General features: G+C 71.6%; 19 protein-coding genes. 16 read left to right on the forward strand and 3 right to left on the reverse strand.

Annotated elements, in window-relative coordinates; translation table 11 throughout:
* Position 1 precedes the first annotated feature (1 nt).
* A complete protein-coding gene (locus tag AB0E90_RS35000; RefSeq protein WP_360415542.1) occupies positions 2 to 940 on the forward strand; it encodes a calcium/sodium antiporter in 939 nt (312 codons plus the stop codon).
* A gap of 94 nt (positions 941 to 1,034) precedes the next feature.
* Here AB0E90_RS35000 and AB0E90_RS35005 read toward each other — a convergent pair whose 3' ends face one another.
* Positions 1,035 to 4,292, reverse strand: coding sequence for a S8 family serine peptidase (locus AB0E90_RS35005; RefSeq protein ID WP_360415875.1), 3,258 nt, complete (start codon positions 4,290 to 4,292; stop codon positions 1,035 to 1,037).
* A 127-nt stretch (positions 4,293 to 4,419) separates the two neighbouring features.
* On the opposite strand from AB0E90_RS35005, the gene AB0E90_RS35010 reads away from it, so the two are divergent.
* Positions 4,420 to 5,121 carry a peptidylprolyl isomerase gene (locus AB0E90_RS35010; protein ID WP_360415877.1) on the forward strand — a complete coding sequence of 234 codons (702 nt, stop codon included), beginning with the start codon at positions 4,420 to 4,422 and terminating at the stop codon, positions 5,119 to 5,121.
* 9 nt (positions 5,122 to 5,130) lie between these two features.
* Positions 5,131 to 5,592, forward strand: a complete 462-nt coding sequence (locus AB0E90_RS35015; protein ID WP_360415544.1) for a hypothetical protein — start codon at positions 5,131 to 5,133, stop codon at positions 5,590 to 5,592.
* 2 nt (positions 5,593 to 5,594) lie between these two features.
* Here the strand turns inward: AB0E90_RS35015 and AB0E90_RS35020 are convergent, their stop codons facing one another.
* Complete coding sequence (locus tag AB0E90_RS35020; RefSeq protein ID WP_360415546.1) at positions 5,595 to 6,314, reverse strand: GntR family transcriptional regulator; 720 nt, start codon at positions 6,312 to 6,314, stop codon at positions 5,595 to 5,597.
* Between the two features lie 115 nt (positions 6,315 to 6,429).
* Between AB0E90_RS35020 and AB0E90_RS35025 the strand changes: the two genes are divergently transcribed.
* The 8 genes from AB0E90_RS35025 (at position 6,430) to AB0E90_RS35060 (ending at position 15,359) form a co-directional block, all read left to right on the forward strand.
* Positions 6,430 to 7,782 carry an extracellular solute-binding protein gene (locus AB0E90_RS35025; protein WP_360415548.1) on the forward strand — a complete coding sequence of 451 codons (1,353 nt, stop codon included), beginning with the start codon at positions 6,430 to 6,432 and terminating at the stop codon, positions 7,780 to 7,782.
* Positions 7,757 to 8,677 (forward strand): sugar ABC transporter permease, encoded by a 921-nt coding sequence (locus tag AB0E90_RS35030; RefSeq protein ID WP_360415550.1) that lies wholly within the window; start codon positions 7,757 to 7,759, stop codon positions 8,675 to 8,677. Before AB0E90_RS35025 ends, AB0E90_RS35030 begins: the two co-directional genes overlap by 26 nt.
* 1 nt (position 8,678) lies before the next feature.
* A complete protein-coding gene (locus tag AB0E90_RS35035; RefSeq protein WP_360415552.1) occupies positions 8,679 to 9,491 on the forward strand; it encodes a carbohydrate ABC transporter permease in 813 nt (270 codons plus the stop codon).
* Positions 9,492 to 9,513: 22 nt separating this feature from the next.
* Positions 9,514 to 10,248, forward strand: a complete 735-nt coding sequence (locus tag AB0E90_RS35040) for a 6-phosphogluconolactonase (RefSeq protein WP_360415554.1) — start codon at positions 9,514 to 9,516, stop codon at positions 10,246 to 10,248.
* Between the two features lie 2 nt (positions 10,249 to 10,250).
* The gene (locus tag AB0E90_RS35045; RefSeq protein ID WP_360415556.1) at positions 10,251 to 11,552 is read left to right on the forward strand and encodes a glycoside hydrolase; all 1,302 of its coding nucleotides are present in this window, start codon (positions 10,251 to 10,253) and stop codon (positions 11,550 to 11,552) included.
* Positions 11,549 to 12,538, forward strand: a complete 990-nt coding sequence (locus AB0E90_RS35050) for a BadF/BadG/BcrA/BcrD ATPase family protein (protein WP_360415558.1) — start codon at positions 11,549 to 11,551, stop codon at positions 12,536 to 12,538. Before AB0E90_RS35045 ends, AB0E90_RS35050 begins: the two co-directional genes overlap by 4 nt.
* Positions 12,539 to 12,549: 11 nt before the next feature.
* Positions 12,550 to 14,847: a glycoside hydrolase family 3 C-terminal domain-containing protein gene (locus AB0E90_RS35055; protein WP_360415560.1), complete on the forward strand. Its 2,298-nt coding sequence runs from the start codon at positions 12,550 to 12,552 to the stop codon at positions 14,845 to 14,847.
* Between the two features lie 68 nt (positions 14,848 to 14,915).
* Positions 14,916 to 15,359: a hypothetical protein gene (locus AB0E90_RS35060; protein WP_360415562.1), complete on the forward strand. Its 444-nt coding sequence runs from the start codon at positions 14,916 to 14,918 to the stop codon at positions 15,357 to 15,359.
* Here the strand turns inward: AB0E90_RS35060 and AB0E90_RS35065 are convergent.
* A complete protein-coding gene (locus AB0E90_RS35065; RefSeq protein WP_360415564.1) occupies positions 15,348 to 16,409 on the reverse strand; it encodes a beta-eliminating lyase-related protein in 1,062 nt (353 codons plus the stop codon). The two genes, AB0E90_RS35060 and AB0E90_RS35065, sit on opposite strands and share 12 nt — an antisense overlap.
* A 72-nt stretch (positions 16,410 to 16,481) precedes the next feature.
* Between AB0E90_RS35065 and AB0E90_RS35070 the strand changes: the two genes are divergently transcribed.
* The 5 genes from AB0E90_RS35070 (at position 16,482) to AB0E90_RS35090 (ending at position 24,678) form a co-directional block, all read left to right on the forward strand.
* Complete coding sequence (locus tag AB0E90_RS35070; RefSeq protein ID WP_360415566.1) at positions 16,482 to 17,771, forward strand: cation:proton antiporter; 1,290 nt, start codon at positions 16,482 to 16,484, stop codon at positions 17,769 to 17,771.
* A gap of 105 nt (positions 17,772 to 17,876) precedes the next feature.
* Positions 17,877 to 21,731, forward strand: coding sequence for a Pls/PosA family non-ribosomal peptide synthetase (locus AB0E90_RS35075; protein WP_360415568.1), 3,855 nt, complete (start codon positions 17,877 to 17,879; stop codon positions 21,729 to 21,731).
* Complete coding sequence (locus AB0E90_RS35080; protein ID WP_360415879.1) at positions 21,728 to 23,044, forward strand: M1 family metallopeptidase; 1,317 nt, start codon at positions 21,728 to 21,730, stop codon at positions 23,042 to 23,044. The genes AB0E90_RS35075 and AB0E90_RS35080 overlap by 4 nt, the downstream gene beginning before the upstream one ends.
* A 78-nt stretch (positions 23,045 to 23,122) precedes the next feature.
* Entirely contained in the window at positions 23,123 to 23,692 is a 570-nt protein-coding gene (locus tag AB0E90_RS35085) for an RNA polymerase sigma factor (RefSeq protein ID WP_360415570.1), read from the forward strand.
* Positions 23,689 to 24,678, forward strand: coding sequence for a CU044_5270 family protein (locus AB0E90_RS35090; protein WP_360415572.1), 990 nt, complete (start codon positions 23,689 to 23,691; stop codon positions 24,676 to 24,678). Before AB0E90_RS35085 ends, AB0E90_RS35090 begins: the two co-directional genes overlap by 4 nt.
* Position 24,679: the final 1 nt, after the last annotated feature.

The raw sequence follows: 24,679 nt of genomic DNA on the forward strand, positions 1-24,679 counted from the left end.
CATGATCTTCGACATCATCGGCGCGGCCGCAGGGCTGGTCCTGCTGGCCCTCGCGGCCGACCATCTCGTGCTCGGCGCCTCCCGGCTGACGCGACGGCTGCGGGTCACGCCCGTCGTCGTCGGGGTCGTGGTGATCGGCATCGGCACGTCGGCGCCGGAGTTCCTGGTCTCCGGCCTGGCCGCGGCCCGGGGCGACACCGGCCTCGCGGTCGGCAACATCGTCGGCTCCAACATCCTGAACCTGACGCTGCTGCTCGGCGTCGCGGCGATCATCGCGCCGATCCCGGTGGCCGCGCGGGTGATCCGGCGGGAGGTGCCGCTCGCCTTCGCCGGCGTCGGGTTCTTCGGGCTTGTCGCCGTCGTAGCCGGGCTGGGCCCGATCACCGCCGCGATCCTGGCGGTGGCGGGCGTGGCCACCCTCTGGCTGCTGGTGCGGTGGGCCCGGGATGGCGAGGCCGAGGCCGGCGAGCCCACCGCCGAACCCACCGCGGAGGCCGGGCGCACCTGGATCGAGGCGGTGCGCGTGACGCTGGGTCTGCTCGGTGTGCTGGCCGGGGCACAGCTGCTCGTCGATGGGGCCTCCGCGGTCGCGGCGAACCTGGGCGTGTCGCAGCTGGTCATCGGGTTCACCCTGGTGGCGCTCGGCACCTCGCTGCCGGAGCTGGTCACCTCGATCCAGGCTCAGCGCCGGGGTGAGTCGGACCTGGTGGTCGGCAACCTGTTCGGCAGCAGCCTGTTCAACAGCCTGGTCGGTGGCGCGGTGATCGGCTTCGCCGACGACAAGACGGCTTACGCCGGGGGTGTTCTGGTTCTCACGATGGTCCTGAGCACCGGCCTGGCCTGGATCCTGCTGCGCCGTGGCCTCCGGCTCACCCGGCTCGACGGCGCCCTGCTGACCGTGGCATATGCATTGGTAGCGCCACTGTTGCTGTCAGCTTGACGCCTGATGACCCGCCGACGGGGCGTGGCAGGCCAGACGGCCGGGCGCGGGGATCAGGTGCCCCCGGTCCAGGCCGGGGGCACCGATCGAAGGCTCAGTAGGCGTCGATGATCGTCTGATCGATTCCGCTGCCGGCGCTGCCCGCCGCGGTCACCCGCAAGGAGACGGCGCTATCCGCGGCCGGCTTCGGCAGGTCGGCTCGGAACTCGCCGGCGGCCACCTTGGACACCGGTGCGGATTGCCATGTCGTTCCGCCGTCGAGCGAGGTGGAAACGGCAAAATCATTGACCTGCTGATTGCGTACGCCGTGAGCCTGCCGGACCACAAATGTCGCCGAGCCGGACGGCAGGGGTTGATTTGCCGCGTCCAGCGGCAGCCGATAGTCCACCGACAGCAGCGGCAGGGGAATGGTTCCGGTGCCCGCCGGGCCGGCCGACCGGAACGTCCACGCCGTCGAGATCCGGGTCGAGACCGGAATGGCGGCACTGGCGTCGACGTCGTAGGTCAGCCGGTAATTCGCGGCGTCGCGCGGAACCGGGAAATCGGCGATCGAATCGGTGGCCGTGCCGACGAGCCGGCCATTGCGGGTGAGCGTGAGCTTGCGGTCGATGTCGAGCCCGAAACCGCCGGACAGGCAGTCGAACCGCTGGTGCTCATCGGTCAGCGTGACCAGTTCGAGGTGGATGTTCCCGCTGGTCCGGCTCGGCGCTGCCGGCTCGCAGCCGCTCGGTGAGCCGGCCGGATCGTCGAACCAGTCGGACCGCAGCGGCTGGCGCACCCACGTTTTCTCCTGCCGGCTGCCGGGCGCGTAATGGGCGATTCCCTCCTGGGTCACGGTGTCGTTCCAGAAGGCCTCGTCGATCCAGGCGAAGCCGGGCGTGACGTAGTCGGTGCGATCCCCACTGACCGATTCGGTGCTGTTCTCGGCGAGGAATTCACCCTCGGGGCTCAGGCCGTAACGTTTGTGGCCGGTCACCGCGTCGGCCATGTCCAGCCGGTGGAAATGCTGGTCGATCCGGGCCAGCCGGGTCTGTTCGGCCGCGGTCACGAAATAGGCCGGGTCGGCCGGCAGGCTGTTCCCGAACGGCTTGATCAGGTCGTAGTGGCGGCCGGGCGCATCCAGGCCGAAAGCGGAGTAGACACGGAAGTCGCCCACGGTGGCCTGGCTGCTCGGGAGCACGAAGACATTTCCCGCCTTGGCCGGCTCGCCCCAGAGGAAGGCGAAATCCGACCAGCTCGGGCCGCGCCGCCCGGTCTGCAGGTAGTTCAGCCCGAGCGAGGTCGTCCGAGTCGCGACGCCGTCGACGCTCGCCGCGAGCCGGTGCGCCTTGGCCAGGTCGAACCGCAGGGTGGTGTCGGTGCTGACCGCGAAGTCCGGCTCACCGGCCATCGCCGCCCGCTCGTCGGAGAAGTCGTCGGTGAACGAGTCGAAGGCGGCCATGATGCTGTAGCGGCCGGCCGGGACGCGCAGTTTCAGCGTGCTGCCGGGGTCGCCGTAGACGCCGGTGGCGAACAGCGCGGGGTCGTCGATGTTGACCACCTGCACCGACGCCCAGCCGATCGAGCCCTCCGGCGCCCCGGGAATGGCGGTCGTCTGGACGGTGAGGTCGTAGCTGGGCGGCTCGATGAAGAAGGTCACCGGCGTCCGCGTCACCTCGCTGCTGTCCCGGGCCGTGACCAGCGCGGTCCAGAGGCCGGGCCGCGAGGCGAACGCCGCCCGGTCGATGTCGAGCGTCACGCTGCCGGTGGCGCCGGGAGCCAGTCGCAGCGAGCCGGCCGACAGGGTGACCGCGCCGGCCGGTCCGGCGGCGCCGTTGTGGTCGGTCGTCGTCACGCCGATCTTCGTGGTGACCGCGGCCGGGCCGGTGTTGGTCCAGCTCAGACCGGGGGCGGCCACCACGCCGGCGAGCGGCCGGGCGGCGTCGAGACGGCCGGAACCGACGGCGTAGGCATCGCCGGCCGGATCGGCGGCCCCGATCAGCGCCGCCTTGATTTGGGCTGCCTTCCAGTCGGGGTGCCGCTGGGCGAGGACCGCGGCGGCGCCGGCGACGTGCGGGGTGGCCATCGAGGTGCCGGAGGCCGCGACGTAGCGGGCGTCGATCGGCCGGCCCATCGTGGTGCCGGCGGCGCGCGCCGCGACGATGTCCACGCCCGGCGCGGCGATCTCCGGCTTGTCCGCGTGGGTGCCGGTGACCGGCCCGCGGCTGGAGAACTCGGCCACCGCGTCGTGGCTGTCGACCGCGCCGACGGTCAGCGCGTCGCCGGCCGCGGCCGGCGAGGAAATCGTCCCGTCCGTCGGCCCGCTGTTTCCGGCCGCGACCACGAAGAGCGCGCCGGTCTGCTCGCTCAGCGCGTCGACCGCGAGCGACAGCGGGTCGGTGCCGTCGCTGGGCTCGTCGCCGCCGAGGCTCATGTTCACCACCGCAGCGCGGCTCGCGGCCCACTCCATGCCCGCGATGACCTGCGCGTCCGTCCCGTATCCGTCGTCGTCGAGCACCTTGCCGATCGCGAGCCGCGCGCCCGGGGCGACCCCGCGACGCGCGCCGTGCGAGGCCGCGCCGGTGCCGGCGATCGTCGCCGCGACGTGGGTGCCGTGCCCGAAGTGGTCGGTCGCGTCGCCGCCGTCGGTGGTGAAGTCCATCTTCTCGGCGATCTGGCCGAGAAGGTCCGGGTGGGTGGCGTCGATGCCGGTGTCCAGCACGGCCACGGTGGTGCCCCGGCCGGTGTAGCCGGCCGCCCACGCCTGCGGCGCGGAGACCTGCCGCAGGTTGGCGTCGAGCGGTTCGGGCGCGGTGGTCGCCCGCACTCGACGGTCGAGCCAGATCTTCGGCGCCGAACGGGCCGTCAGTGAGGGTGCGGTCAACGAGGCCAGCAGCGCCGGGCCGGCCGATTTGGCCCGACGGCCGGCCACCGCCGCGATGCTCGGCAGCGCACGGGCCTCGGTCAGGCCGGCGGTGAGCGGGTCGGTCGTGAGCCGGGCCGCCGATCCGCCCGGCCGCACGATCAGCGGCAGGTCCCGGGTGTGCGCGTCGTCGTAGCCGTTCTGGATCAGCGTGGTCACGTCGAACAGGGCGGGGTCGAGCTGCTTGCCGATCATCGGGGCGACCCGGCCCGGGACGACGTGCACGTGTCCGTCCGGCGTACAGGATCGGTGCATGATGCCGCTCTTGGCGGCCGGCCGCACGGAGACGACCGGGCAGCCCGAGGAGGTGCTGCGGACGGAGACCACGTCACCGGTCAGCAGGGTCACGGTGACGAAATGGGAGTTGGACGGAACTGGGGCGGCGGAGCTGACGCCGGGCACTCCCAGTGCGGCGATCAGGATCCCGGCGGCGGGCAGGGCGCGAACCATCGACACATTCACACGTCTTAGTCGGGTTCGGGGGCCCGCGGGGTTGTCCGCCTTGACGTATCTATCTTCGTCTATTAGACCGTCAGTAGCGCCCGAACCGTGGAGGTACGAAGTGGTCAAGGAACGTCTGCTGGTCATCGTCCTCGCGGTGGGGCTCGGCCTCGCCGGCGCGACACCGGCATCGGCGGCCGCAACCCCGGATACACCGACCGCCGGCCCGTGCGCCTACACCCCGACGCCGGACGAGCCGGCCGCCCGCCCGGTCCCGCTGCCCCGCGACCCCCGGCACACGCCGTCGCACGGCACCGTCCGGGTCGTGCTGAACACCAACCTCGGCGCGATCCCGCTGGAGCTGGACCGTGCCGCGGCACCGTGCACGGTGCAGAGCTTCGTCCACCTCGTCCGGCACCGGTTCTACGACCGGACGATCTGCCACCGCCTCACCAAGTACCCGACCCTGTCGGTGCTGCAGTGCGGCGACCCGTCCGGCACCGGCGAGGGCGGCCCCGGCTACCGCTACGGCGACGAGCTGCCGACCAACCTGCCGCCCGCGCCGACCGACCCGACCGGGGCCCGCAAGGTCTACGCCCGGGGCGTGCTGGCCATGGCCAACGCCGGCCCGGACACCAACGGCAGCCAGTTCTTCCTGGTGTACGCGGACTCGGCGCTCCGCCCGAACTACACGATCTTCGGCTCGGTGAAGCCGGCCGGCCTGCGCACCCTGGACAAGGTCGCGGCCGGCGGGGTGACTCCGACCCCGGAGGACCCGGCGCCGGTGGACGGTGCACCCGCGCTGCGTACCGAGATCTGCGTGGCACGGGTCCATTAGCCTCGAAGCATGTTGGTCGCCGAGCGGGTGAGCATGTGGCGGGGCCGGTACCGGATGGTCGCCGACGGGCGCGAGATCGCGACGTGGGACCCGTCGTGGTGGCGCACCGGCGGTGACTTCGAGGTGGACGGCCACCGCTTCGGAGTGCGGGCCAACGGCTGGGGCACGAAATACCGGATGCTCGACGAGGCCGGCAACGAGGTGGCCCTCGTCGAGCGGGCCGGCCGCAAGCACTGGTCGGTGCGGGCCGACGGGCGCACCTACGAGTTCCGCCGGGCCTCGATGTGGGGCAACCAGCAGGAGATGCTGCTGGACGGGGTAACAGTGGGCTCGATGCGCCGCACCAGTGGCTGGACCGGAGCGATCGAGGCCGACCTGCCGGGGATGCCGCTGCCGCTGCAGATCTTCGTGGTCGGCGCCCAGATCGCCCGGTGGCAGGCCGAGCAGTCGGCGGCGTCGGCCGGGGCCTGAGGTCAGGCGCGCCGGAACAGATCGGCCTCGAAACGGTAGGCGTCGCCCCGGTACTTGTTGTGTCCGATCAGGACCGGGGCGCCGTCGGCGGTGTAGGCGACCTCGTCGCCGACCAGGATGGGCGCGCCCGCGGTGATGCCGAGCAGCCGCGCCAGCTCGGCATCGGCGCTCTCCGCCATCAGGGTGTAGGCGCTGCGGTGGACCTCGATCCCGCAGTGCCGGCGTAACTCGTCGTAGAGCGACACGTCGGTGAGGTCGGTGGTGGCCAGGGCGGCCGCGCCGTTCTCCGGGAGGACGACCACGTCGTAGCAGACCGGGGTGCCGTCCATGCCGCGCAGCCGGTCGATCTGGAGGACCGGCGCGGCCGGCGCGATGCGCAGCTTGGCCGCCTCGTCCATGCCGGCCGGGCGGACCTCCTGGCGGATGACGCGGGCGGTCGGGCGCAGGCCGCGGGCCCGGGCCATCTCGGTGAACGACTGCAGCGTGCTCGGCGGCTCGCCGATGACCTGGGTCGGGACGAACCAGCCACGCTGAGCGGAGCGCTGCAGCGTGCCCTCCGACTCGAGCCGGCTGAGCGCGAGCCGCAGCGTCGCCCGGCTGACCCCGAGCTGGGTCGCCAGGTCGCGCTCGCCGGGCAGCCGGGAGCCGGGGGCATAGCGGCCGACGGCGAGGTCGCGGGTCAGCTGCTCATAGGCGTGCGTCGAAGCGGTACCGGTCGTCACGCCGAGAGAGTACCAGTTATCTCGTTGGTTGGACCAGAAGCGAAAAGTGGTTCAGCACTGGACTAACTGGTATAGGAACGCTTAGTGTCCGGAGTCACGGGCGATCAACGGAGTGATGATGAGCATTCATAAAGCAATCGCGGGAATCTCGGCCGGCATCCTGCTCAGCCTGGGCCTGACGGCGTGCTCGCCGGGCAGCGGCTCGACCGACAAGAGCGCGGCCCCCACCACCGTGTCCACCGACGTCGCCGCGGCCGGCCCGGTGACCCTGAAGTTCACCGACTTCTGGGGCGCCGCCGAGGGCGAATGGATCAAGCAGGTGATCGCGGACTTCCAGAAGAAGTACCCGAACGTCACCATCCAGCGCACGACCGAGGACTGGGGCCAGCTCAACTCGACTCTCAACCTGCAGCTCCAGGACGACGGCGGGCCCGACATCGCCACCGCCAACAACGGCTGGCAGTCGCTCGGCACGCTGGCCAAGGGCGGACTGGTGGTCAACCTCGACCCGTACGCGAAGGCCTACGGCTGGGACTCCGCGGTGCCGACCACGATCGCCCGGCAGAACCAGTTCACCACCGACTTCAAGACGATGGGCTCGGGCTCGTGGTTCGGGACACCGATGGCGCGTACGTCGCTGATCGGTCTCTATTACAACGCCGACAAGCTCAAGGCGCTCGGCATCGACCCGCCGCAGACGCTCGCCGATCTCGAGGCCGACGCGGCGAAGGCCAAGGCCGCCGGTGAGATCCCGTTCGAGTACGGCAGCCAGGACAGCTCGACGACGATCCTGCTCGGGCTGCAAGCATTGCTGGCCGACAAGACCAAGCTCAACAACTACATCTACGGCGACACGTCGGTGAAGGCGGCCGACATCGGCATCACCGAGGCGATCTCGACGGTCAAGAAGTGGGCCGACGCGGGCTACTACCCGCCGAAGTACCAGGGCCTCGACTACCAGACCGCGGTCGCCAACTACGTCGCCGGCAAGGGCGTGTTCCGCTGGGAGTACACCGGCTCGCTCGGCCTGAACGCGACCCAGCAGGGGCACTTCGGTTACGTGCAGCTCCCGCAGCAGTCCGGCAGCGGCACGGTCGGCGTCGGCGCCGCCCCGGGCGCCATGGTGGTCTCGGCGAAGAGCAAGCACCCGGAGGTCGCCGCGGCGTTCCTCAACTACATGATGTCGCCGGAGGCCGGCCAGGCGGCGGTCGACCGCGGTCTGGTCCCGGCGATGTCGCCGGACGTCAAGGTGCCGGCCGCCTCGCTCAGCCTGACCGGGGAGTCGGCGGGCGCGGCGACGCTCGACAAGAACGACGGCTACGTGCCCTACTTCGACTGGTCCAGCCCCACCATGCTGGACACCCTGGGCCAGAACCTCCAGCTCGCGCTCGCCGGCAAGTTGACGGCCGACAAGTTCACCGCCGCCGTCGACAAGGACCGCGATGCCTTCATCGCTCAGCAGAGCTGACGCGCCCGCCTCAGGTCTCCGGCGGCGCTCCCTGCGCCGCCGGAACCGGTGGGTCGGCCTCGCCTTCGCCGGTCTTCCGCTCGCCCTGTACGCGCTGGTCGTGCTCGTCCCGCTGGCGCAGTCGGTGCAGTACTCCTTCTTCAAGTGGGACGGCGTCAGCGCGTCGACCTGGGTGGGGTTCGACAACTACGTCTCGTTCGTGACGGACCCGGTCCTGCGCTCGACGTTCGGTCACGTACTCGTGCTGATCGGGTTCTTCGCTCTTCTGCCGATCATCCTCGGGTTGCTGTCGGCGGCCCTGCTCACCCGCACGAAGCAGCCGGGCATGGCGGTCTACCGCTGGATCTTCTTCCTGCCGCAGGTGCTGACGACCGTGGTCATCGCGCTGGTCTTCAAGCGGATCTACGCCCCGGACGGGCCGCTCAACTCGGCCCTCGAAGCGGTCGGGCTGGACTCGCTCGCCAAGACCTGGCTCGGCGACTTCACCTGGGCGCTGCCCGCGCTCGGCCTGATCGGCACCTGGGTGACCTTCGGTTTCTGCATGGTGCTGTTCATCTCCGGCACCTCGGCCATCTCACCCGAGCTGTACGAGGCGGCCCGGATGGACGGCGCCGGCCCGGTCCGCGAGTTCTTCGCGGTGACGCTCCCCGGGTTGCGGGGGCAGCTGGCGATCGCGCTGACGCTGACGATCACCGCGGCGCTGCGCACGTTCGACCTGGTCTGGATCACCACCCACGGTGGCCCGGGGACGTCGACGCTCACGCCGGCGGTCGCGCTCTACAAGGCCGCGTTCCAGAACCCGCAGGTCGGGCTGGCGGCCGCGATCGGCGTCGTGATGGCGGCCCTGTGCCTGGTCATCGCGGTCGTCATCACCCGCATCTCGGAAAGGGACTGACGTGATCTCGAAAACGGAACGCACCGTGAACTACGTCGTCCTGACGATCCTGGCGGTGGTCGTGCTCTTCCCGGTCGGGACGTTCGTCGCCACGGCGCTCAGCCCGGACCGCTCGGGCAAGCTGGTCGGCGTCGCCGACTTCCAGTGGAGCAACTTCACCACGGCGTGGCAGGACGCCGGGTTCTCCCGGGCGATGACCGTCTCGATGATCATCGCGGTGGTGGTCGTGGCCGGGCAGGTGATGCTCGCGCTGCTCGGCGGGTTCGCGTTCGGCGTACTCGGCGTGGTGGGTGACAAGGTTTTGTTCCCGATCGTGCTGCTCGGCATGATGATCTCGCTCGAGGCGATCATCGTCCCGCTCTACTACCAGTTCCGGACATTCGGGCTGACCAACACCCTGCCCGGCATCATCCTGATCCACCTCGGCATGGGCGTGCCGTTCGGCGTCTTCTGGATGCGCGCCGCGTTCCGGGCGCTGCCCCGCTCGGCGTTCGAGTCGGCCGAGATGGACGGAGCCGGCCCGCTGCGCATGCTGCGGTCGATGGCGGCGCCGATGGCCAGGCCCGCCATCTACACGCTGATCCTGCTCAGCTTCATGTGGACGTGGAACGACTACTTCCTGTCCCTGGTGTTCCTGCACGGCTCGAATCAGACGGCGACCGTGGCCCTCGGTGTCTTCCAGGGCAAGTACGTCACCCAGATCAACCTGATGGCGGCCGGTGGTCTCATCGTCGCGGCGCCCGTCCTCGTCCTGTACGTCGTGTTCCAGCGCAAGTTCATCTCCGGAATGCTGGCCGGCGCGATCAAGGAGTAAGCAAGTGTCACTTCAACCCTTCGTGCTGCCCGACGCCGACGCCGTCGGTGCCGAGGTCGCCGCGACGATCCTCGATCGCCTGGCCGCCGCCGATGGCCGGCCCTTCCTCCTCGGCTGCCCCAGCGGCCGCACCCCGATGCCGGTCTATCGGGCCCTGGCCCGGCACGCCGCCCGCGGGGTGGACCTGTCGCGGCTGGTCATCGTGATGATGGACGACTACGTGGAGGCCGACGGCCTGCGCCGGGTCGACCCCGGGCTGTCCTATTCGTGCCTGGGTTTCGCGCAGCGAGAGATCGTGGCGCCGCTCGGGCAGCCTCTGGAGATCTGGGCGCCCGACCCGGCCGAGCCGTCCCGTTATGACGAAGCCATCGAGGCGGCCGGCGGCATAGATCTGTTCCTGCTGGCCACCGGCGCCGGCGACGGGCATATCGCGTTCAACCAGCCCGGCACGCCCCGCGACGCGCGAACTCACGTGACGCCGCTCGGCGAGGCGACTCGGCGCGACAATATGGGGACATTCCCGGAATTTACTGACCTGGAGATGGTCCCTACCCGCGGGGTGACGGTCGGCATCGACACGATCGCCGCGTCATCACGCGAGGTAATCATGATCGTTTCCGGTTCGCACAAGCACGATGCGCTGATGCGAATAAAAGCCGCAGATGTCTATGAGCCGGACTGGCCGGCCACCATCGTCGTCGAATGCAAGAACCCCACGCTGATCGTGGACCGTTTTGCTCTTGAAGGGATTGAGTAGCAATGGCAGCCATCAAGCTGGTCTACATCGGCGGCGGATCCTCCCGCGGCGCCGGGACCATGGCGTCCATCCTGGCCCACGGGAAGGAGTTCGACGGCTCGGAGATCGTCATCCAGGACGTCAACCCGGACCGGCTGCACGCCGTCGAGACGATCGCCCGGAAGATCGCGAAGGCGGAGGGGCTCGACATCACCATCTCGTCGACCACCGACCGGCGCGCCGCGCTGACCGACGCCGACGCCGTGCTCGCCAGCTTCCGGCCCGGCGACTTCGCCGCGCGCGCCCTTGACGAGCGCATCCCGCTCAAGCACGGGGTGATCGGCCAGGAGACGCAGGGGCCGGGCGGGTTCTTCATGTCGCTGCGCTCGATCCACATCTACGAGGACATCATTCGTGACCTCGACGCGGTCGCGCCGAACGCGGTGATCTTCAACTACACCAACCCGGTCAACATCGTGTCGCAGGCGGTCACCCGCTTCACCGACCGGACGATCTGGTCGATGTGCGAGGGCCCCATCGTCTTCCCGAAGACGGTGCTGCGGGCGGCCGGCCTCGACCCCGCGCGCGCGAACGTGATCATGGCCGGGGTCAATCACAACTGCTGGTCCTACGAGCACACCTACGACGGCCAGGACCTGATGCCGCTGCTCGACGCCGCGTGGGAGGCGCGCAAGGACGACCCGACGCTGTCCGTGCACGCCAAGCGGATGCTGCGTCTCGCGGTGACGATGCGATCGGTGCCGGCCGACTACTTCCAGTACTACTACTTCCGCGAGGAGGTGCTGCGCGAGCTCCAGGGCGCCCGCACCACCCGGGCCGAGGACCTGCTCGCCGCGCTGCCCGGTTACTGGCAGCACTACGAGGAGCAGTCCCAGGTCGACGTCCCCGATCTGGACCCGAAGCGGTCCCGCGGCGGCATCCACGAGCTCGAGCTGGCGATCGACGTGATGAGCGCCTATTACAACGACAAGAGCGCCCGCCTGCCGGTCAACCTGCCCAACGCCGGAGGCGCGCTGCCGGGCTTCGACGAGGACGTCGTGGTCGAGATGTGGTGCGCCGTCGACGGGCAGGGCGTGCGCCCGCTGCCGCAGAAACCGCTCCCGCACGCGGTCCGCGGGCTCGTGCAGCAGCTCGCCGAGTTCCAATACCTCGCCGCCGAGGCCGCCTGGAAGGGCAATCGCGCCGACGGGATCCGGGCCCTGGCGGCCAACCCGATGGTGCCCACCCTCGCCGTCGCCGAGGAGCTTTACGACGAGATGGCGTACGCGCACCGCGCCTACCTTCCCGAGCGCCTGCTGAAGTGAGTGCCTACCTGGCGGTCGACGCCGGAAACTCCAAGACGGTCGCCCTCGTCACCGACGCCGGGGGCACCGTTCTGGGTCGGGGCCGGGGTGGAAACGGCGACATCTACGGGGCGCCGTCGGTGGAGACGGCGCTCGAATCCGTCCTGGGCGCCGTCGACGCCGCCCTGAACAGCGCCGGAGTCATCGCCGGGAACATCGCCTCGGCGGCGTTCCGGATCGCAGGTGTCGACTATGCCGAGGACGCGACGTTCTGGGCGGGGCACCTTCGGTCCCGGTTGACCAGGCTGAGCGTCAAGAACGACGCGTACGCGTCGCTGCGGTTGCTCGACGGCTCCGGCGTCGGGGTCTCGATCACCGTCGGCACCGGTCCCGCCGTCGCCGCCCGGGCCAGGGACGGCCGCGAGGAGCACTCCGGCTTCTTCGTGTTCGACCACCTCGGCGGCGGCGGACTCGGCAACGCCGCCCTCAAGGCGGTCTGCCAGGCCTGGATGGGCGTTGGTCCGGAGACCGCTCTCACCGAGGCGCTGTGCTCCTTCTACGGAGTCGCCGACGGCTGGCACCTGCGACACGAGTTCACCCGCAGGTTCGGCGCACGGCCGGCCACCGACCTGTGGAAGGCATCCCGGCTCGTGCTTGCCGCGGCCGAGGCGGGCGACCCGGTCGCTCGCGACATCGTCGGCGCGCAGGCCGAGGCGTTCGTGAAGTATGCGCAATGGTGCGCCCACCGGGCCGGTGTCGACCTCGCGTCCGGTGAGCTGCCGGTGCTGCTCAACGGCTCGGTCGCCACCTCGGAGCACCCGGCGATGCGCGCCGCGCTCACCGCCGAGTTGGGCCGGGTCGCGCCGGCCGCGCGAGTGGTGGTCGCCGATGCCTCGCCGCTGAGCGGGGTCGTGCTCGACGCGCTCGCGGAGGGCGGCATCGACATCGGCGCCGACCTGCTCGCGCGGGTGCGCGACGAGCACCCCCATGACTTCCTGATGACGTGAAGGACCTCCTGATGACGAACGTCGACGACCTGACTCTCGAAGAGAAGGCGTCCCTGCTCTCCGGCCACGACGACTGGTACACCGAGGCGATTTCCCGGCCCGGTGTGGAGATCCCGGCGATCGAGGTCGGCGACGGCCCGCACGGGCTGCGCAAGGAGACCGGCGTCGACATGGTGTGGGTGCCGGCGACCGGGTTCCCGACCGCGTCCGCGATGGGCGCCTCCTGGGATCGCGACCTGGTCCGGCGGGTGGCGGCGGCGATCGGCGAGGAGGCGCGGGCCGAGGGCGTGCAGGTCGTGCTCGGGCCGGGCGTCAACATGAAGCGGTCGCCGCTGTGCGGGCGCAACTTCGAGTACTTCGCCGAGGACCCGCTGCTCTCCGGGGAGCTCGGGGCGGCGTACGTCATCGGCCTGCAGTCTGCCGGGGTTGGCTCTTCGCTCAAGCATTTTGCCGCCAACAACCAGGAGATCGAGCGGACCCGGATCTCGGTCGAGGCCGACGAGCGGACGCTGCGCGAGATCTACCTGGCCGCGTTCGAGCGGGTGGTGACGACCGCCGACCCGTGGACCGTGATGTGCTCCTACAACCGCCTGCACGGCGTGCACGCCTCGGAGAACCGGTGGCTGCTCACCGAGGTGCTGCGGGACGAGTGGGGTTACGGCGGGCTGGTCGTCTCCGACTGGAACGCGGTCCACCATCGGGTGCGCGCCCTCGCCGCCGGGCTCGACCTCGAGATGCCCGGCGCCGGCGGGGTGACCGACGCCGAGATCGTCGCCGCCGTGCGGTCGGGGGAGCTCGACGAAGGCGTCGTCGACGCGGCCGCCCGCCGGGTCCTCCGGCTCGTCGAACGCACCTATCCCGGCCCCGATCTGGTGAACGGGCCGGTCATCGACCTCGGCGTGCCGCCCGGCCGCCGGTTGACCGCCGAGCAGCTCGCGCTGCTGCGCGCCGACGAGCACCACGAGCTCGCCCGGGAGGCCGCCGCGGGCTGCGTGACGCTGCTGCGCAACGAGGGCGCGGTGCTGCCGCTGGACACCGGCCGGCGGATCGCGGTCGTCGGCGCGTTCGCCGCCCACGCCCGCATCCAGGGCGGCGGCTCCTCCGGGGTGGACCCGACCCGGGTCGACAACGCGCTCGGCCTGCTGGGCGAAGTCCTGCTGGGCGAGGTCGCCTACGCGCCCGGCTACGTCCACACGCCGAAGGACGCCTATCAGGACGACCTCGACGCCTATCTCGCCGCCCACGACGCCGCGTTCGTCGACGACGGCGCCGGCCCGGCCCGCCGGTCGGCCACCCTCGCCCGGGCGCTGCGTCTGGCGGCGGCGGCCGAGCGCGTCGCGGCCGGCCCGCTGTCGGCCCGGGCGGTCCAGCTCATCGACGACGCGGTCGCGGTCGCCGAGGACGCCGAGACGATCGTCGTCTTCGCCGGCCTGCCGCTCGCGTTCGAGCAGGAGGCCGACGACCGGACCACCCTCGCGCTGCCCGCCGACCAGGTCGCGCTGATCGGGCGGCTGGCGGACCTGCGCGAACGGACCGGCGCCGCGCTGGTCGTGGTGCTGTCCAACGGGGCGGCCGTGACCATGGACCCGTGGCACGACCGGGTCGACGCGATCGTCGAGGCGTGGCTGCCCGGGCAGGCCGGCGCGGGCGCGGTCGTCGACGTGCTGCTCGGCCGGGTGAACCCGTCCGGGAAGGTCGCCGAGACGTTCCCGCTCGCGGTCGAGGACACCCCCGGCTACGTGACCTGGACCGGGGAGCGGGGCACCGTGCTCTACGGCGAAGGCGTGTTCATCGGCTACCGCTGGTACGACGCGCTGCGCCGGGACGTGCGCTACCCGTTCGGCCACGGCCTGTCCTACACCACGTTCGGTTACACCGACCTCAAGGTCGAGGTGGGCGGCACCGTGCGCGTCTCGTGCACGGTCACCAACATCGGTGCCCGCGCCGGTCGCGAGGTCGTCCAGGTCTACGTCGGCGATCCCGACGCCGCGGTCCGCCGGCCGGTGCGCGAGCTGCGCGGATTCGACAAGATCAGGCTCGGGCCGGGGGAGAGCGCGCGGGTCACGTTCGACCTCGGCAGCCGCGACTTCGCCTACTGGGACGTCGCCGCCGACCGGGGCGACGGCCGGTACGGCGCCTGGCGGCGGGAGGGCGGCGAGTTCGTCATCGAGGTGGGCGCGTCGTCGCGCGACATCCGCCTGCGCACGAGCATCGAGCTGCCCGACGACCCGGGCCTGGCGCCGCTCGTGCCCGACGAGGAGCTGCTCAAGCTCGGCGCGTCCCGCTTCACCCAGGGCTACCGCGGCTAAATGGGATATCTCGTGCTTTATCTGTGCTTAGAGTGGTGGGAGAGGGGTCAATCGAAACGGGGGCCGACGTGGCGGAGACGACTCAGGTGATCCGGGAAGCGCCGGACCGTGTTCTCGGCTTGATGATCGACGCGCTGAACTCCCGCAAGGAAGCCGTCGACGCCGGCATCTGGGTGGCGCTGACCGTGCAGGGGACGATGATCTCCGGCGAGATCATCCCGCACTGGCAGTGGTTCGACGAGCAGACCACGCTGTTCGGCGAGGAGTCCCACGTCGCGTTCTTCGCCTCGCTGATGAAGGAATCCCGGGACGAGCACATCGCCCTGATGGACAAGGACGACGCCGACCTCACCGACGCCGAACGCCTGGAGCTGACCCAGCCGCCGGCCTTCATCCACCTGCGCAACGCGCGGACCTTCCTGCCGCAGCCCGTCCCGGACACCGGGCACTACTGGCGCGGGCGCCTGGAAGACGTCTCCGGCTGGTCGTTCGGGCAGCTCTCAGCCGAGTAGCCGGCGGTAGGTCGCGGCGACGAACAGCGCCGAATGGCGCAGCGTCGCACTGCCGACCGTGAGTTCCACCCGGGCGACGTCCGGGAGCTCGGTGGCGGCGACGTGCGGCGAGACCCAGAACCGGTCGGTCTCGGCCAGGCGACGAGCATTTTCGCCGTACGCCGCCGGGGTCGTCGGCAACAGCAGGTGCATCATCGGCGTCTCCGGGACGGCCGGCACCACCCGGATGCCCGGCACCGCCTCGAGCGCGACCGCGATGTCCAGGGCGTGCCGCATCCGCTCCGGCATCTCGGCCAGCGCGCCGGGCAGCAGTTGCCGGGCCGAGGCCGCGCCCGGCCACAGGTGGGCGAGCGTGCCGCCGAGCCGCTTGCGCCACTCCCGGACCTGCGCCACCTCGTTCGCCGGCCCGGCCACGCAGCAGCCGGGCAGCGCGCCCACGCCCTTGTAGAACGAGACGTAGACGGTGTCGAAGAGCGCGGCGATCTCGGCCGGCGGCTTCCCGTAGCCGGCGCTCGCCTCCCAGAGCCGGGCGCCGTCGAGATGCGCCGCGGCGCCCTGCTCCCGGGCCCAGTCGACCTGGGCGGCGAGGTCGTCGAAAGCGGGCAGCCGCCCACCGAGGTCGCGCTGCGGCAGCTCGAGGAGCAGCGCCGCGAACGGCTCGGCCACCGGCCGCAGGTCGGCCAGCGTCAGCACCCGGGCCGGATCGCCGACCGTCCGCCCGATCAGGCCGTGCAGACGGGCGTGCGCGTTGTCCTCGTGCTGGAGCAGGTGAGACATGGGATGCCAGAGAACGGTGCGGACCGATCGGGCGTCGGCGTGCACCCGCAGCGTCGCGGCCTGGGCCATCGTGCCGCTCGGCAGGAAGACCGCGGCGGGCTTGCCGAGCAGCTCGGCCACCTCGCGTTCGAGGTCGGCCACGACGCCACCCGCGCCGTAGATGTCCGGTTCGACGTCGGGGCTGATCGAGGCGAGCAGCTCGGCCGGCCGGTTCAGCCCGTTGCCGGCGAAGGTGTCGGTGCAGGCGGCGCGCAGGGCGGCAAGGTTGTCCACCGGGACGAGTCTCGCAGCACCGGGCCACTTCCACCCGATTGCCGGGGCCCGGCGCGGGGCACGAGAGACCCCGTGCAGACGTCTGATGTCATCTTTGCGGTGGTCGGTGTCGGTGCCCTGCTGGCCGGGATCCTGCCGCGGGTGCTGGAGCGCCGGCCGCTGTCCATGCCGATCGTCTTCGTCGGCCTCGGCATGCTGGTCTTCGGGCTGCCGCTGGGGTTGCCGGACGCCGACCCGCTGGCCCACCCCGAGCTCACCGAGCATCTGACCGAGCTCGGCGTGCTCGTCGCGCTGATGGGCGCGGGCCTCAAGATCGATCGGCCGCTGGGGCGGCGGGCCTGGTCGTCCACCTGGCGCCTGCTCGCGGTCGCGATGCCGGTGACGATCGCCGCGATGGCGCTGCTCGGCTGGTGGTGGGCCGGGTTCGTGCCGGCGACCGCGCTGCTGCTGGGCGCCGCCCTGGCCCCGACCGACCCGGTGCTGGCCGCCGACGTGCAGGTCGGCGAGCCGACCGGCGAGCAGGACTCGGAGGACGAGGTGCGGTTCGCCCTCACCTCCGAGGCCGGGCTCAACGACGGGCTGGCCTTCCCCTTCGTGTACGCGGCGATCGCGATGGCCGGCAGCGCGGGTCTCGGCTGGATCGGCGAGTGGGCCTGGCGGGACGTGCTGCTCAAGATCACGGTCGCGGTCGTCGGCGGGTTGCTGGTCGGCAAACTGCTGGGCCGGCTGTTCTTCCGGGCCCGTAAGGAGTCGTTGCGCCTGGCCCGGCACTCGGAGGGCTTCCTCGCGCTGGCCGCGACCATGCTGGCGTACGGGGTGGCCGAGGTGGCGCACGGCTACGGCTTCCTGGCCGTGTTCGTGGCGGCGCGGGCGATCCGGTCGGCGGAGCATTCGCACGAGTACCACCAGGTGCTGCACGACTTCGCCGAGCAGACCGAGCGGCTGCTGACCGTACTGCTGCTGCTCTTGTTCGGCGGTGCCCTGGTGGACGGCCTGCTGGGCCCGCTGACCTGGCCGGCCGCCCTGCTCGGGCTGGTGCTGATCTTCGTCGTACGGCCGCTGTCCGGTTTTCTGTCCTTGCGTGGCGCACCCGGCCGCCGGTCGGAGCACTGGGTGATCGCCGCGTTCGGCATCCGCGGGATCGGCTCGTTCTACTACGTGTCCTATGCGCTGACCATGGCCGACTTCCCCGGCGCCGATCTGGTCTGGGCGACGATCGCCTTCGTGGTGCTGGTGTCGGTGGTGCTGCACGGGGTGGCCGCCACGCCGGTCATGCGGCGGCTAGACCGCGCCAACGAACGCACCGGCCAGAGCGGGGAGGACCGCCCCGAGTGTGTCAGTGGACACGTCTCCGACATCTAGCCGTCATTTTCCGTTTTCAGCCCGTAGCTTTGAGTGCTGCCCCGGGCGGCTCGTCGTCGCGCGCCTGGCCGACGTCGACCGATGAAGCTGGAGTGAGCCCTCCCGGTGACCGTTACCACTGACCTGCGCCTGATCGACCTGCCCGAGATCGCCGGCACGCCGGCGCTGTTCCGCTCCCGTTCCGCCCCGGTGCGCCGCACCCTGGTGGACATCTTCGACGCGACGGTGCAGGCCCATCCCGCGGCCCCCGCGATCGATGCCGGCGGCGCCGCTCTGACCTACCGTGAGTTCGCCGGTGAGGTCGAGGCGATGGGGGCCCTGCTCAGCGAGCAGGGGGTCGGCGCCGGTGACCGGGTCGGCATCCGGGTCTCGTCCGGCACGGCCGATCTCTACCTGGCGATCCTCGGTGTGCTGGCGGCCGGCGCGGCGTACGTGCCGGTGGACGCGGACGACCCCGAGGAGCGCGCCGAGCTGGTCTTCGCCGAGGCAGGCGTCTGCGCCGTCGTCGGCGACGGTCTGAGCGTGTCGATGCGGCGCGCCCCCGGGGGCCGCCCCGGCGGTCCCGGACCGGACGACGACGCCTGGATCATCTTCACCTCCGGCTCCACCGGCACCCCGAAGGGCGTGGCGGTCACGCACGCCGCCGGGGCCGCGTTCGTGGACGCCGAGGCGCAGCTGTTCCTGGCGGCGGACACCGAGTCGATGGGGGCGGGCGAGGCGATCGGCCCGCACGACCGGGTGCTGGCCGGGCTGTCGGTGGCGTTCGACGCGTCCTGCGAGGAGATGTGGCTCGCCTGGCGCAACGGCGCGTGCCTGGTGCCGGCCGAGCGCTCGCTCGTGCGCAGCGGCGTCGACCTCGGCCCGTGGCTGGCCGAGCAGCGCATCACGGTGGTGTCGACGGTGCCGACGCTGGCCGCGCTGTGGCCGGTCGAGGCGCTCGACGAGGTCCGGCTGCTGATCTTCGGCGGCGAGGCGTGCCCGCCCGAGCTGGCCGAGCGGCTGGCGGTCGAGGGGCGCGAGGTCTGGAACACCTACGGCCCGACCGAGGCGACCGTGGTCGCCTGCGCCGCCCCGCTGACCGGCGAGGGCCCGGTGCGCATCGGGCTGCCCCTGGCCGGCTGGGAGCTCGCCGTGGTCGACGCGGCCGGCGTCCCGGTCGCGATGGGGGAGACCGGCGAGCTGGTCATCGGTGGCGTGGGCCTGGCGCGGTACCTCGACGCGGCCAAGGACGCCGAGAAGTTCGCCCCGCTGCCCGCGCTCGGCTGGGCGCGGGCCTACCGCAGCGGCGACATCGTCCGCGCCGAGCCCGAGGGGCTGCTGTTCCTCGGCCGCGGCGACGAGCAGGTGAAGCTCGGCGGCCGGCGGATCGAGCTGGGCGAGGTGGACGCGGCGCTCCAGGCGCTGCCCGCCGTCGCCGGCGCGGCCGCCGCGGTCAAGCGGACCGCCGCAGGCAACCAGCTCCTGGTGGGTTACGTCGTGGCCCGCGACGGATTCGATGCCGCCGCCGCGGCGCTGCGCATCCGCGAGCAGTTGCCGGCCGCGCTCGTGCCGCTGCTGGCCGTGATCGACGAACTGCCGACCCGCACGTCCGGGAAGGTGGACCGGGCGGCGCTGCCGTGGCCGCTCGCGGTTGCCGGCACTTCCACCGGCGAGCTCACCGTGACCGAGGAATGGCTCGCCGGCGGCTGGGAAGAGATTCTCGGTATTCGGCCCACCGCGGCGGACGCCGACTTCTTCTCCAACGGCGGCAGCAGCCTCAACGCGGCGCAACTGGTGGCCTGGATCCGCCGCGAGCATCCGCAGGTCGCGGTGGCCGACATCTATCAGCAGCCGCGGTTGTCGCAGATGGCGGCGCTGCTCGACGCGCTCGTGGTGACCGAGACGGTCCGCCGTGAGGTCCGGCCCACACCCCGGCGGGCCGGAGTGATCCAAGCCCTGCTGATGCTGCCAATGCTGGCGCTCGTCGGGCTCCGATGGCTCACCGTCCTCGCCGCGCTCGGCAAAATCTTCGCGCCGGAGCCGTGGGCACCCCAGGTCTCCTGGTGGTGGATCGCGGCCAGCTGGGTGGTGCTGTTCAGCCCGGCCGGCCGGATCGCGATGGCGGCCGGCGGCGCGCGGCTGCTGCTGCGCGGCGTCGGCAAGGGCAACTACCCGCGCGGTGGCGGCGTGCACCTGCGATTGTGGGCGGCCGAGCGGCTCGCCGAGGTGACCGGCGCGACCGGGGTCGCCGGCGCGGGCTGGATGATCACCTACGCGAAGGCGCTCGGCGCGCAGATCGGCCGGGACGTCGATCTGCACTCGGCGCCGCCGGTCACCGGCCTGCTCAAGGTCGGCCGGGGCGCGGCGATCGAGCCCGAGGTCGACCTGTCCGGCTACTGGATCGACGGCGACATCGTCCGCGTCGGCAAGATGCGGATCGGCGCCGGCGCCCGGATCGGGTCTCGCAGCACGCTGATGCCCGGCGCGCGCATCGGCAAGGGCGCGCACGTCGAGGCCGGCTCGACCGTGGCCGGCGCGGTGCCGGCCGGTAAGAGTGGCTCCAAGAACCGGGCCGCCTGGCCGACGCAGCGCCCGCCGCGCCGGTCCCGGCTCTGGGTGGCCGGTTACAGCCTGACCGCCCAGCTGCTCGGCCTGCTGCCGGTGGTGGCGATGCTGCCCGCGCTCGCCCTGCTCGGCTGGACCGTCGCCGCCCACCCGGCCCTCGGCCCGGCGCTGCTCGCGGTTCCGGCGGCCGCCGTCGCCTACTTCGTGACCTACGCCCTGCTCGTCCTGATCGGCGTACGGGTGCTCGGCATCGGTCTGCGGGCCGGCTTCCACCCCGTCCGGGGCCGGGTGGCCTGGCAGGTGTGGACGACCGAGCGGCTGATGGGGATGGCCCGGATCGCGCTCTTCCCGATCTACGCCAGCCTGTTCACGCCGGTGTGGCTGCGCCTGCTCGGCGCCAAGATCGGCCGCAACGCCGAGCTGTCCACCGTGCTCGCGCTGCCGAAGATGACGACCGTCGAGGACGGCGCGTTCCTGGCCGACGACACCATGGTCGCCACCTACGAGCTCAGCCACGGCTGGCTGCGGGTCGCCCCGGCCCGGATCGGCAAGCAGGCCTTCCTCGGCAACTCCGGGATGGCCGCGCCCGGCCGCTCGGTTCCCAAGCGGGGCCTGGTCGGGGTGCTCTCGTCGGCGCCGCGCAAGGCGAAGAAGGGCTCGTCCTGGCTCGGCTCCCCGCCGATGCCGCTGCGCCGCACCGTCGAGTCCGGCGACGCCGCGCTCACCTACGCCCCGCCGCTGCGCCTGAAGCTGGCCCGCGCGGCGATCGAGATCTGCCGCATCCTCCCGGTGATGTGCGCGGGCGCCCTGGCCGTGCTGGTGCTAGCCGCGCTGGCGTCGATCGCGCAGGCGGCCGGCCTCGGGGTCGCCGCACTCGCCGCCGGGCCGCTGCTGTTCGCCGCGGCGATCGCCGGCGCGCTCACCGCAACGGCCGCGAAGTGGCTGCTGGTCGGCCGGTTCCGGGTCACCGAGCACGCGCTGTGGACGTCGTTCGTCTGGCGCAACGAGCTGGCCGACACGTTCGTCGAGGTGCTGGCCGCGCCGTGGCTGTTCCGCTTCGCCGCCGGCACGCCGCTGCTGAACGTGTGGCTGCGGACACTCGGCGCGAAGATCGGCCGCGGTGTCTGGCTGGAGACGTTCTGGCTGCCCGAGTACGACCTGGTGCGGCTCGGCGCGGGCGCGACCGTCAACCGGGGCTGTGTTGTACAGACCCACCTGTTCCATGATCGGATCATGAGCATGGACGAGGTCACTCTGGGCGCGGGTGCCACGCTCGGCCCGCACGGGATCGTGCTGCCCGGCGCGAGCATCGGCGCGCGCACCACGGTCGGCCCCGGTTCGCTGGTCACGCGCGGCGACGCCGTGCCCGAGGACAGCCGGTGGCTGGGCAACCCGATCGCGACCTGGGCATCATGACCCCGGCGGGAGCCGACCGCTCGACCGACTCCTACCTTCCGGGGCACGGCAACGGCGGCTACCGGGTGCTCCATTACGACCTCGACCTCGATTACCGGGTGGTCACCAACCGGCTCGGCGGCAAGGCGACCGTCACGGCGCAGGCGATCCAGCCGCTGTCCCGGTTCAGCCTCGACCTCGGCGAGTTCCGGGTGTCCGACGTCCGGGTCGACGGGCGCCGGGTGCAGTACACCCACCGGGCGAACAAGCTCCGGATCAAACCGGAGCAGTCGATCGGGTACGGCGCCACCTTCAAGATCGAGATCAAGTACGCCGGGAAGCCGGTCCCGATCTCCGGCCGCTGGGGCGACATCGGCTGGGACGAGCTGACCGACGGCGCGCTGGTCGCGAGCCAGCCGAACGGGGCGCCGTCCTGGTTCCCCTGCAACGACCGGCTGGAGAAGGCCAGTTTCCTGGTGAAACTCACCGCCGCGTCGCCCTACACGGTGGTGGTCACCGGCGACCTGGTCTCCCGCCGCCGTGGCGCCGGCGACACCACCTGGGTCTACGAACGGACCGAGCCGACCGCCCCGTACCTGATGAGTGCCCAGGTCGGCCGCTACGAGCTGGTCGACCTGGCGGTCGGGGGCGTCGCCCAGCGGGCCGCCATCCCGCCCCGGCTGCGGACCGTGTTCCGGCACGACTTCGCCCGGCACGGCGAGATCATGACGACCTTCGAGAGCCTCTTCGGGCCCTACCCCTTCCGGGAGTACGTCGTGGTGGTCGCCGACGACGACCTGGACGACCCGATCGAGGCGCAGGGCATGGCCGTCTTCGGGCGCAACCACGTCGACGGCTTCCGCACCCACGAGCGGCTGGTCGCGCACGAGCTCGCTCATCAGTGGTTCGGCAACAGCCTGACGGTCGCCGACTGGCGGCACATCTGGCTCAACGAGGGCTTTGCGACGTACGCCGAATGGCTCTGGTCCGATGTTTCCGGCGGCCCTTCGGTGGACGCCCTCGCCGCCCGGTGGCACGCCTGGCTCGCGGCCCAGCCGGCGGTCGTCGCGGTGGCCGACCCGGGCGTGGCCCGGATGTTCGACGCCCAGGTCTACAAGCGTGGCGCGCTGACCCTGCATGCCCTGCGCGCCCGGATCGGCGAGACGGCGTTCTTCGCGCTGCTGCGCTCGTGGGTCGGCGAGCACCAGCACGGCACCGTGACGACCGCCAAGTTCCGCGAGCAGGCCGCCCGGTTCGCGACGGCGCCCCTGGAAGACCTGTTCACCGCGTGGCTCGACCGCCCGGCGTTGCCGCCGCTGCCGATCCGGATCTGAACACTCCTTCCGTCATCGGCGAAGTACGGGTGTGATGCACCTGGCGAGACGACGAAGACGGGTCCGGTGGTGAGTGTGGTGACGCAGCTGGATACCGACGCCCACCTCATCGAGCGGGCGAAACTGACGCCCGAGTCATTCACGGCGATCTTTGACCGGCACTATCGGAACATCTACGCGTACGTGGCCCGGCGGCTCGGCCCGGATCTGGCCGAGGACGTGGCGTCGGAGACCTTCCTGACCGCCTTCGACCGCCGGCACAGCTTCGACACGGCTCGCGGCGACGCCCGGCCGTGGCTGTTCGGGATCGCCTCGAACCTCGTCGCCCGGCATGTCCGGGCCGAGTCGCGGCGATACCGGGCGCTGGCCCGCGCCGGTCAACAGGATCTCGGCCTCCTCGGCCCGGACGACGATGCCGTCGCCGGCCGGGTGGACGCGGCGGCCGTCCGCGGCAAGCTCGCCGAGGCCCTGGCCCGCCTGCCGGAGCCGGTGCGCGCCGTGCTGCTCCTGGTCGCCTGGGCCGGCCTCAATCAGCAGGAAGCCGCGGTGGCGCTCGGCATCCCCGCGGGCACCGCCCGGTCCCGGTTGCACCGGGCACGTCAAGAGATGCGGCAGGCGCTCGGCGCCGATATCGAGGTGGACGAATGATGGACGAGATCAGCATCCTGCACGAGACCTTCGACGACGACGTCACGACCTCGCCCTCACCCGAGGCGGAGCAGCGCGCCCGGCACGCCTTGCAGAACCGGATCACCGCCCCGGCCCCGGTCCGGCGCCGGCTCTCCTGGTGGCTGAGCATCCCGGTCGCCGCCACCGCGGCCGCCGTTGTCGCGGTCGTCGTGGCCGGCAACGTCAACGGCAAGGGAGCGCCCGGCCCTACTACCGCCGGCCCCGCGCTGTCGGCCGCGCCAGTGGCGGCGTTGCCCTATCTCAAGCCGGTCAGCGCCGCCCAGGTCCTGGAGAACGCCGCCTGGACGGCCGAGCAGGAGGCCTGGGTCAACCCGGCCCCGACCCAGTTCATGTACGTCGAGACGCTGGAGATGCGCAACAAGCCGGGGTACGAGCAGAAGCACCCGAACGGCACGCTGCTGCCCGGCAAAGCGGAGTACCGGACGATCCAGGAGTGGAACCGGATCGACGGCCAGGTCTGGGCGTCCAAGCGCAACGGCAAGCTCGAGGTGAACCACCAGGGTCAGAACGGCGGCTGGAAGGCCTTCGTCCCGTGGTCGCAGGTCGTCAAGCTGACCAGCTCGGCCGTGATCGACGCCTACCTCGAACACCCCGAGGGCGGCGTGACGGCGGAGCCGTGGGCGCTGGCCGGCCAGTACGTCCTGCCGCCGGACGTGAAGGCGGCGATCTTCCGCTACCTCGCCCAGCAGCCGGGGGTGCAGGTCAACCCGGACGCGGTCAACCTGGACGGCCGCCCGGCGATCGCGCTCGGTGAGGTGATCGAGGGTTACCTGTCGCGGGAACTGCTCTTCGACAAGGACACCTACAGCCTGATCGGGGACCGTCTGGTCGCGGTCAACGACGAGACCGCGCCGAACAGCTCGCACCACAAGAAGGGCGACCTGCTCCGGCAGGTGATCTACCGCAAGATGATCATCGTGGACAAGGCCGGCGACACCGACTGAC

This window comes from Actinoplanes sp. NPDC026619 (assembly GCF_040638295.1).
In the GTDB taxonomy this organism is placed as follows: Bacteria; Actinomycetota; Actinomycetes; order Mycobacteriales; family Micromonosporaceae; genus Actinoplanes.

Bases quoted from the DNA above. Each gene is read 5' to 3' on its own strand.
- AB0E90_RS35045 (WP_360415556.1), top strand. From the start codon at position 10,251: ATGGCAGCCATCAAGCTGGTCTACATCGGCGGCGGATCCTCCCGCGGC.
- AB0E90_RS35055 (WP_360415560.1), top strand. From the start codon at position 12,550: ATGACGAACGTCGACGACCTGACTCTCGAAGAGAAGGCGTCCCTGCTC.
- AB0E90_RS35030 (WP_360415550.1), top strand. From the start codon at position 7,757: ATGCCTTCATCGCTCAGCAGAGCTGACGCGCCCGCCTCAGGTCTCCGG.
- AB0E90_RS35000 (WP_360415542.1), top strand. From the start codon at position 2: ATGATCTTCGACATCATCGGCGCGGCCGCAGGGCTGGTCCTGCTGGCC.
- AB0E90_RS35025 (WP_360415548.1), top strand. From the start codon at position 6,430: ATGATGAGCATTCATAAAGCAATCGCGGGAATCTCGGCCGGCATCCTG.
- AB0E90_RS35090 (WP_360415572.1), top strand. From the start codon at position 23,689: ATGATGGACGAGATCAGCATCCTGCACGAGACCTTCGACGACGACGTC.
- AB0E90_RS35005 (WP_360415875.1), bottom strand. From the start codon at position 4,292: ATGGTTCGCGCCCTGCCCGCCGCCGGGATCCTGATCGCCGCACTGGGA.
- AB0E90_RS35080 (WP_360415879.1), top strand. From the start codon at position 21,728: ATGACCCCGGCGGGAGCCGACCGCTCGACCGACTCCTACCTTCCGGGG.
- AB0E90_RS35015 (WP_360415544.1), top strand. From the start codon at position 5,131: ATGTTGGTCGCCGAGCGGGTGAGCATGTGGCGGGGCCGGTACCGGATG.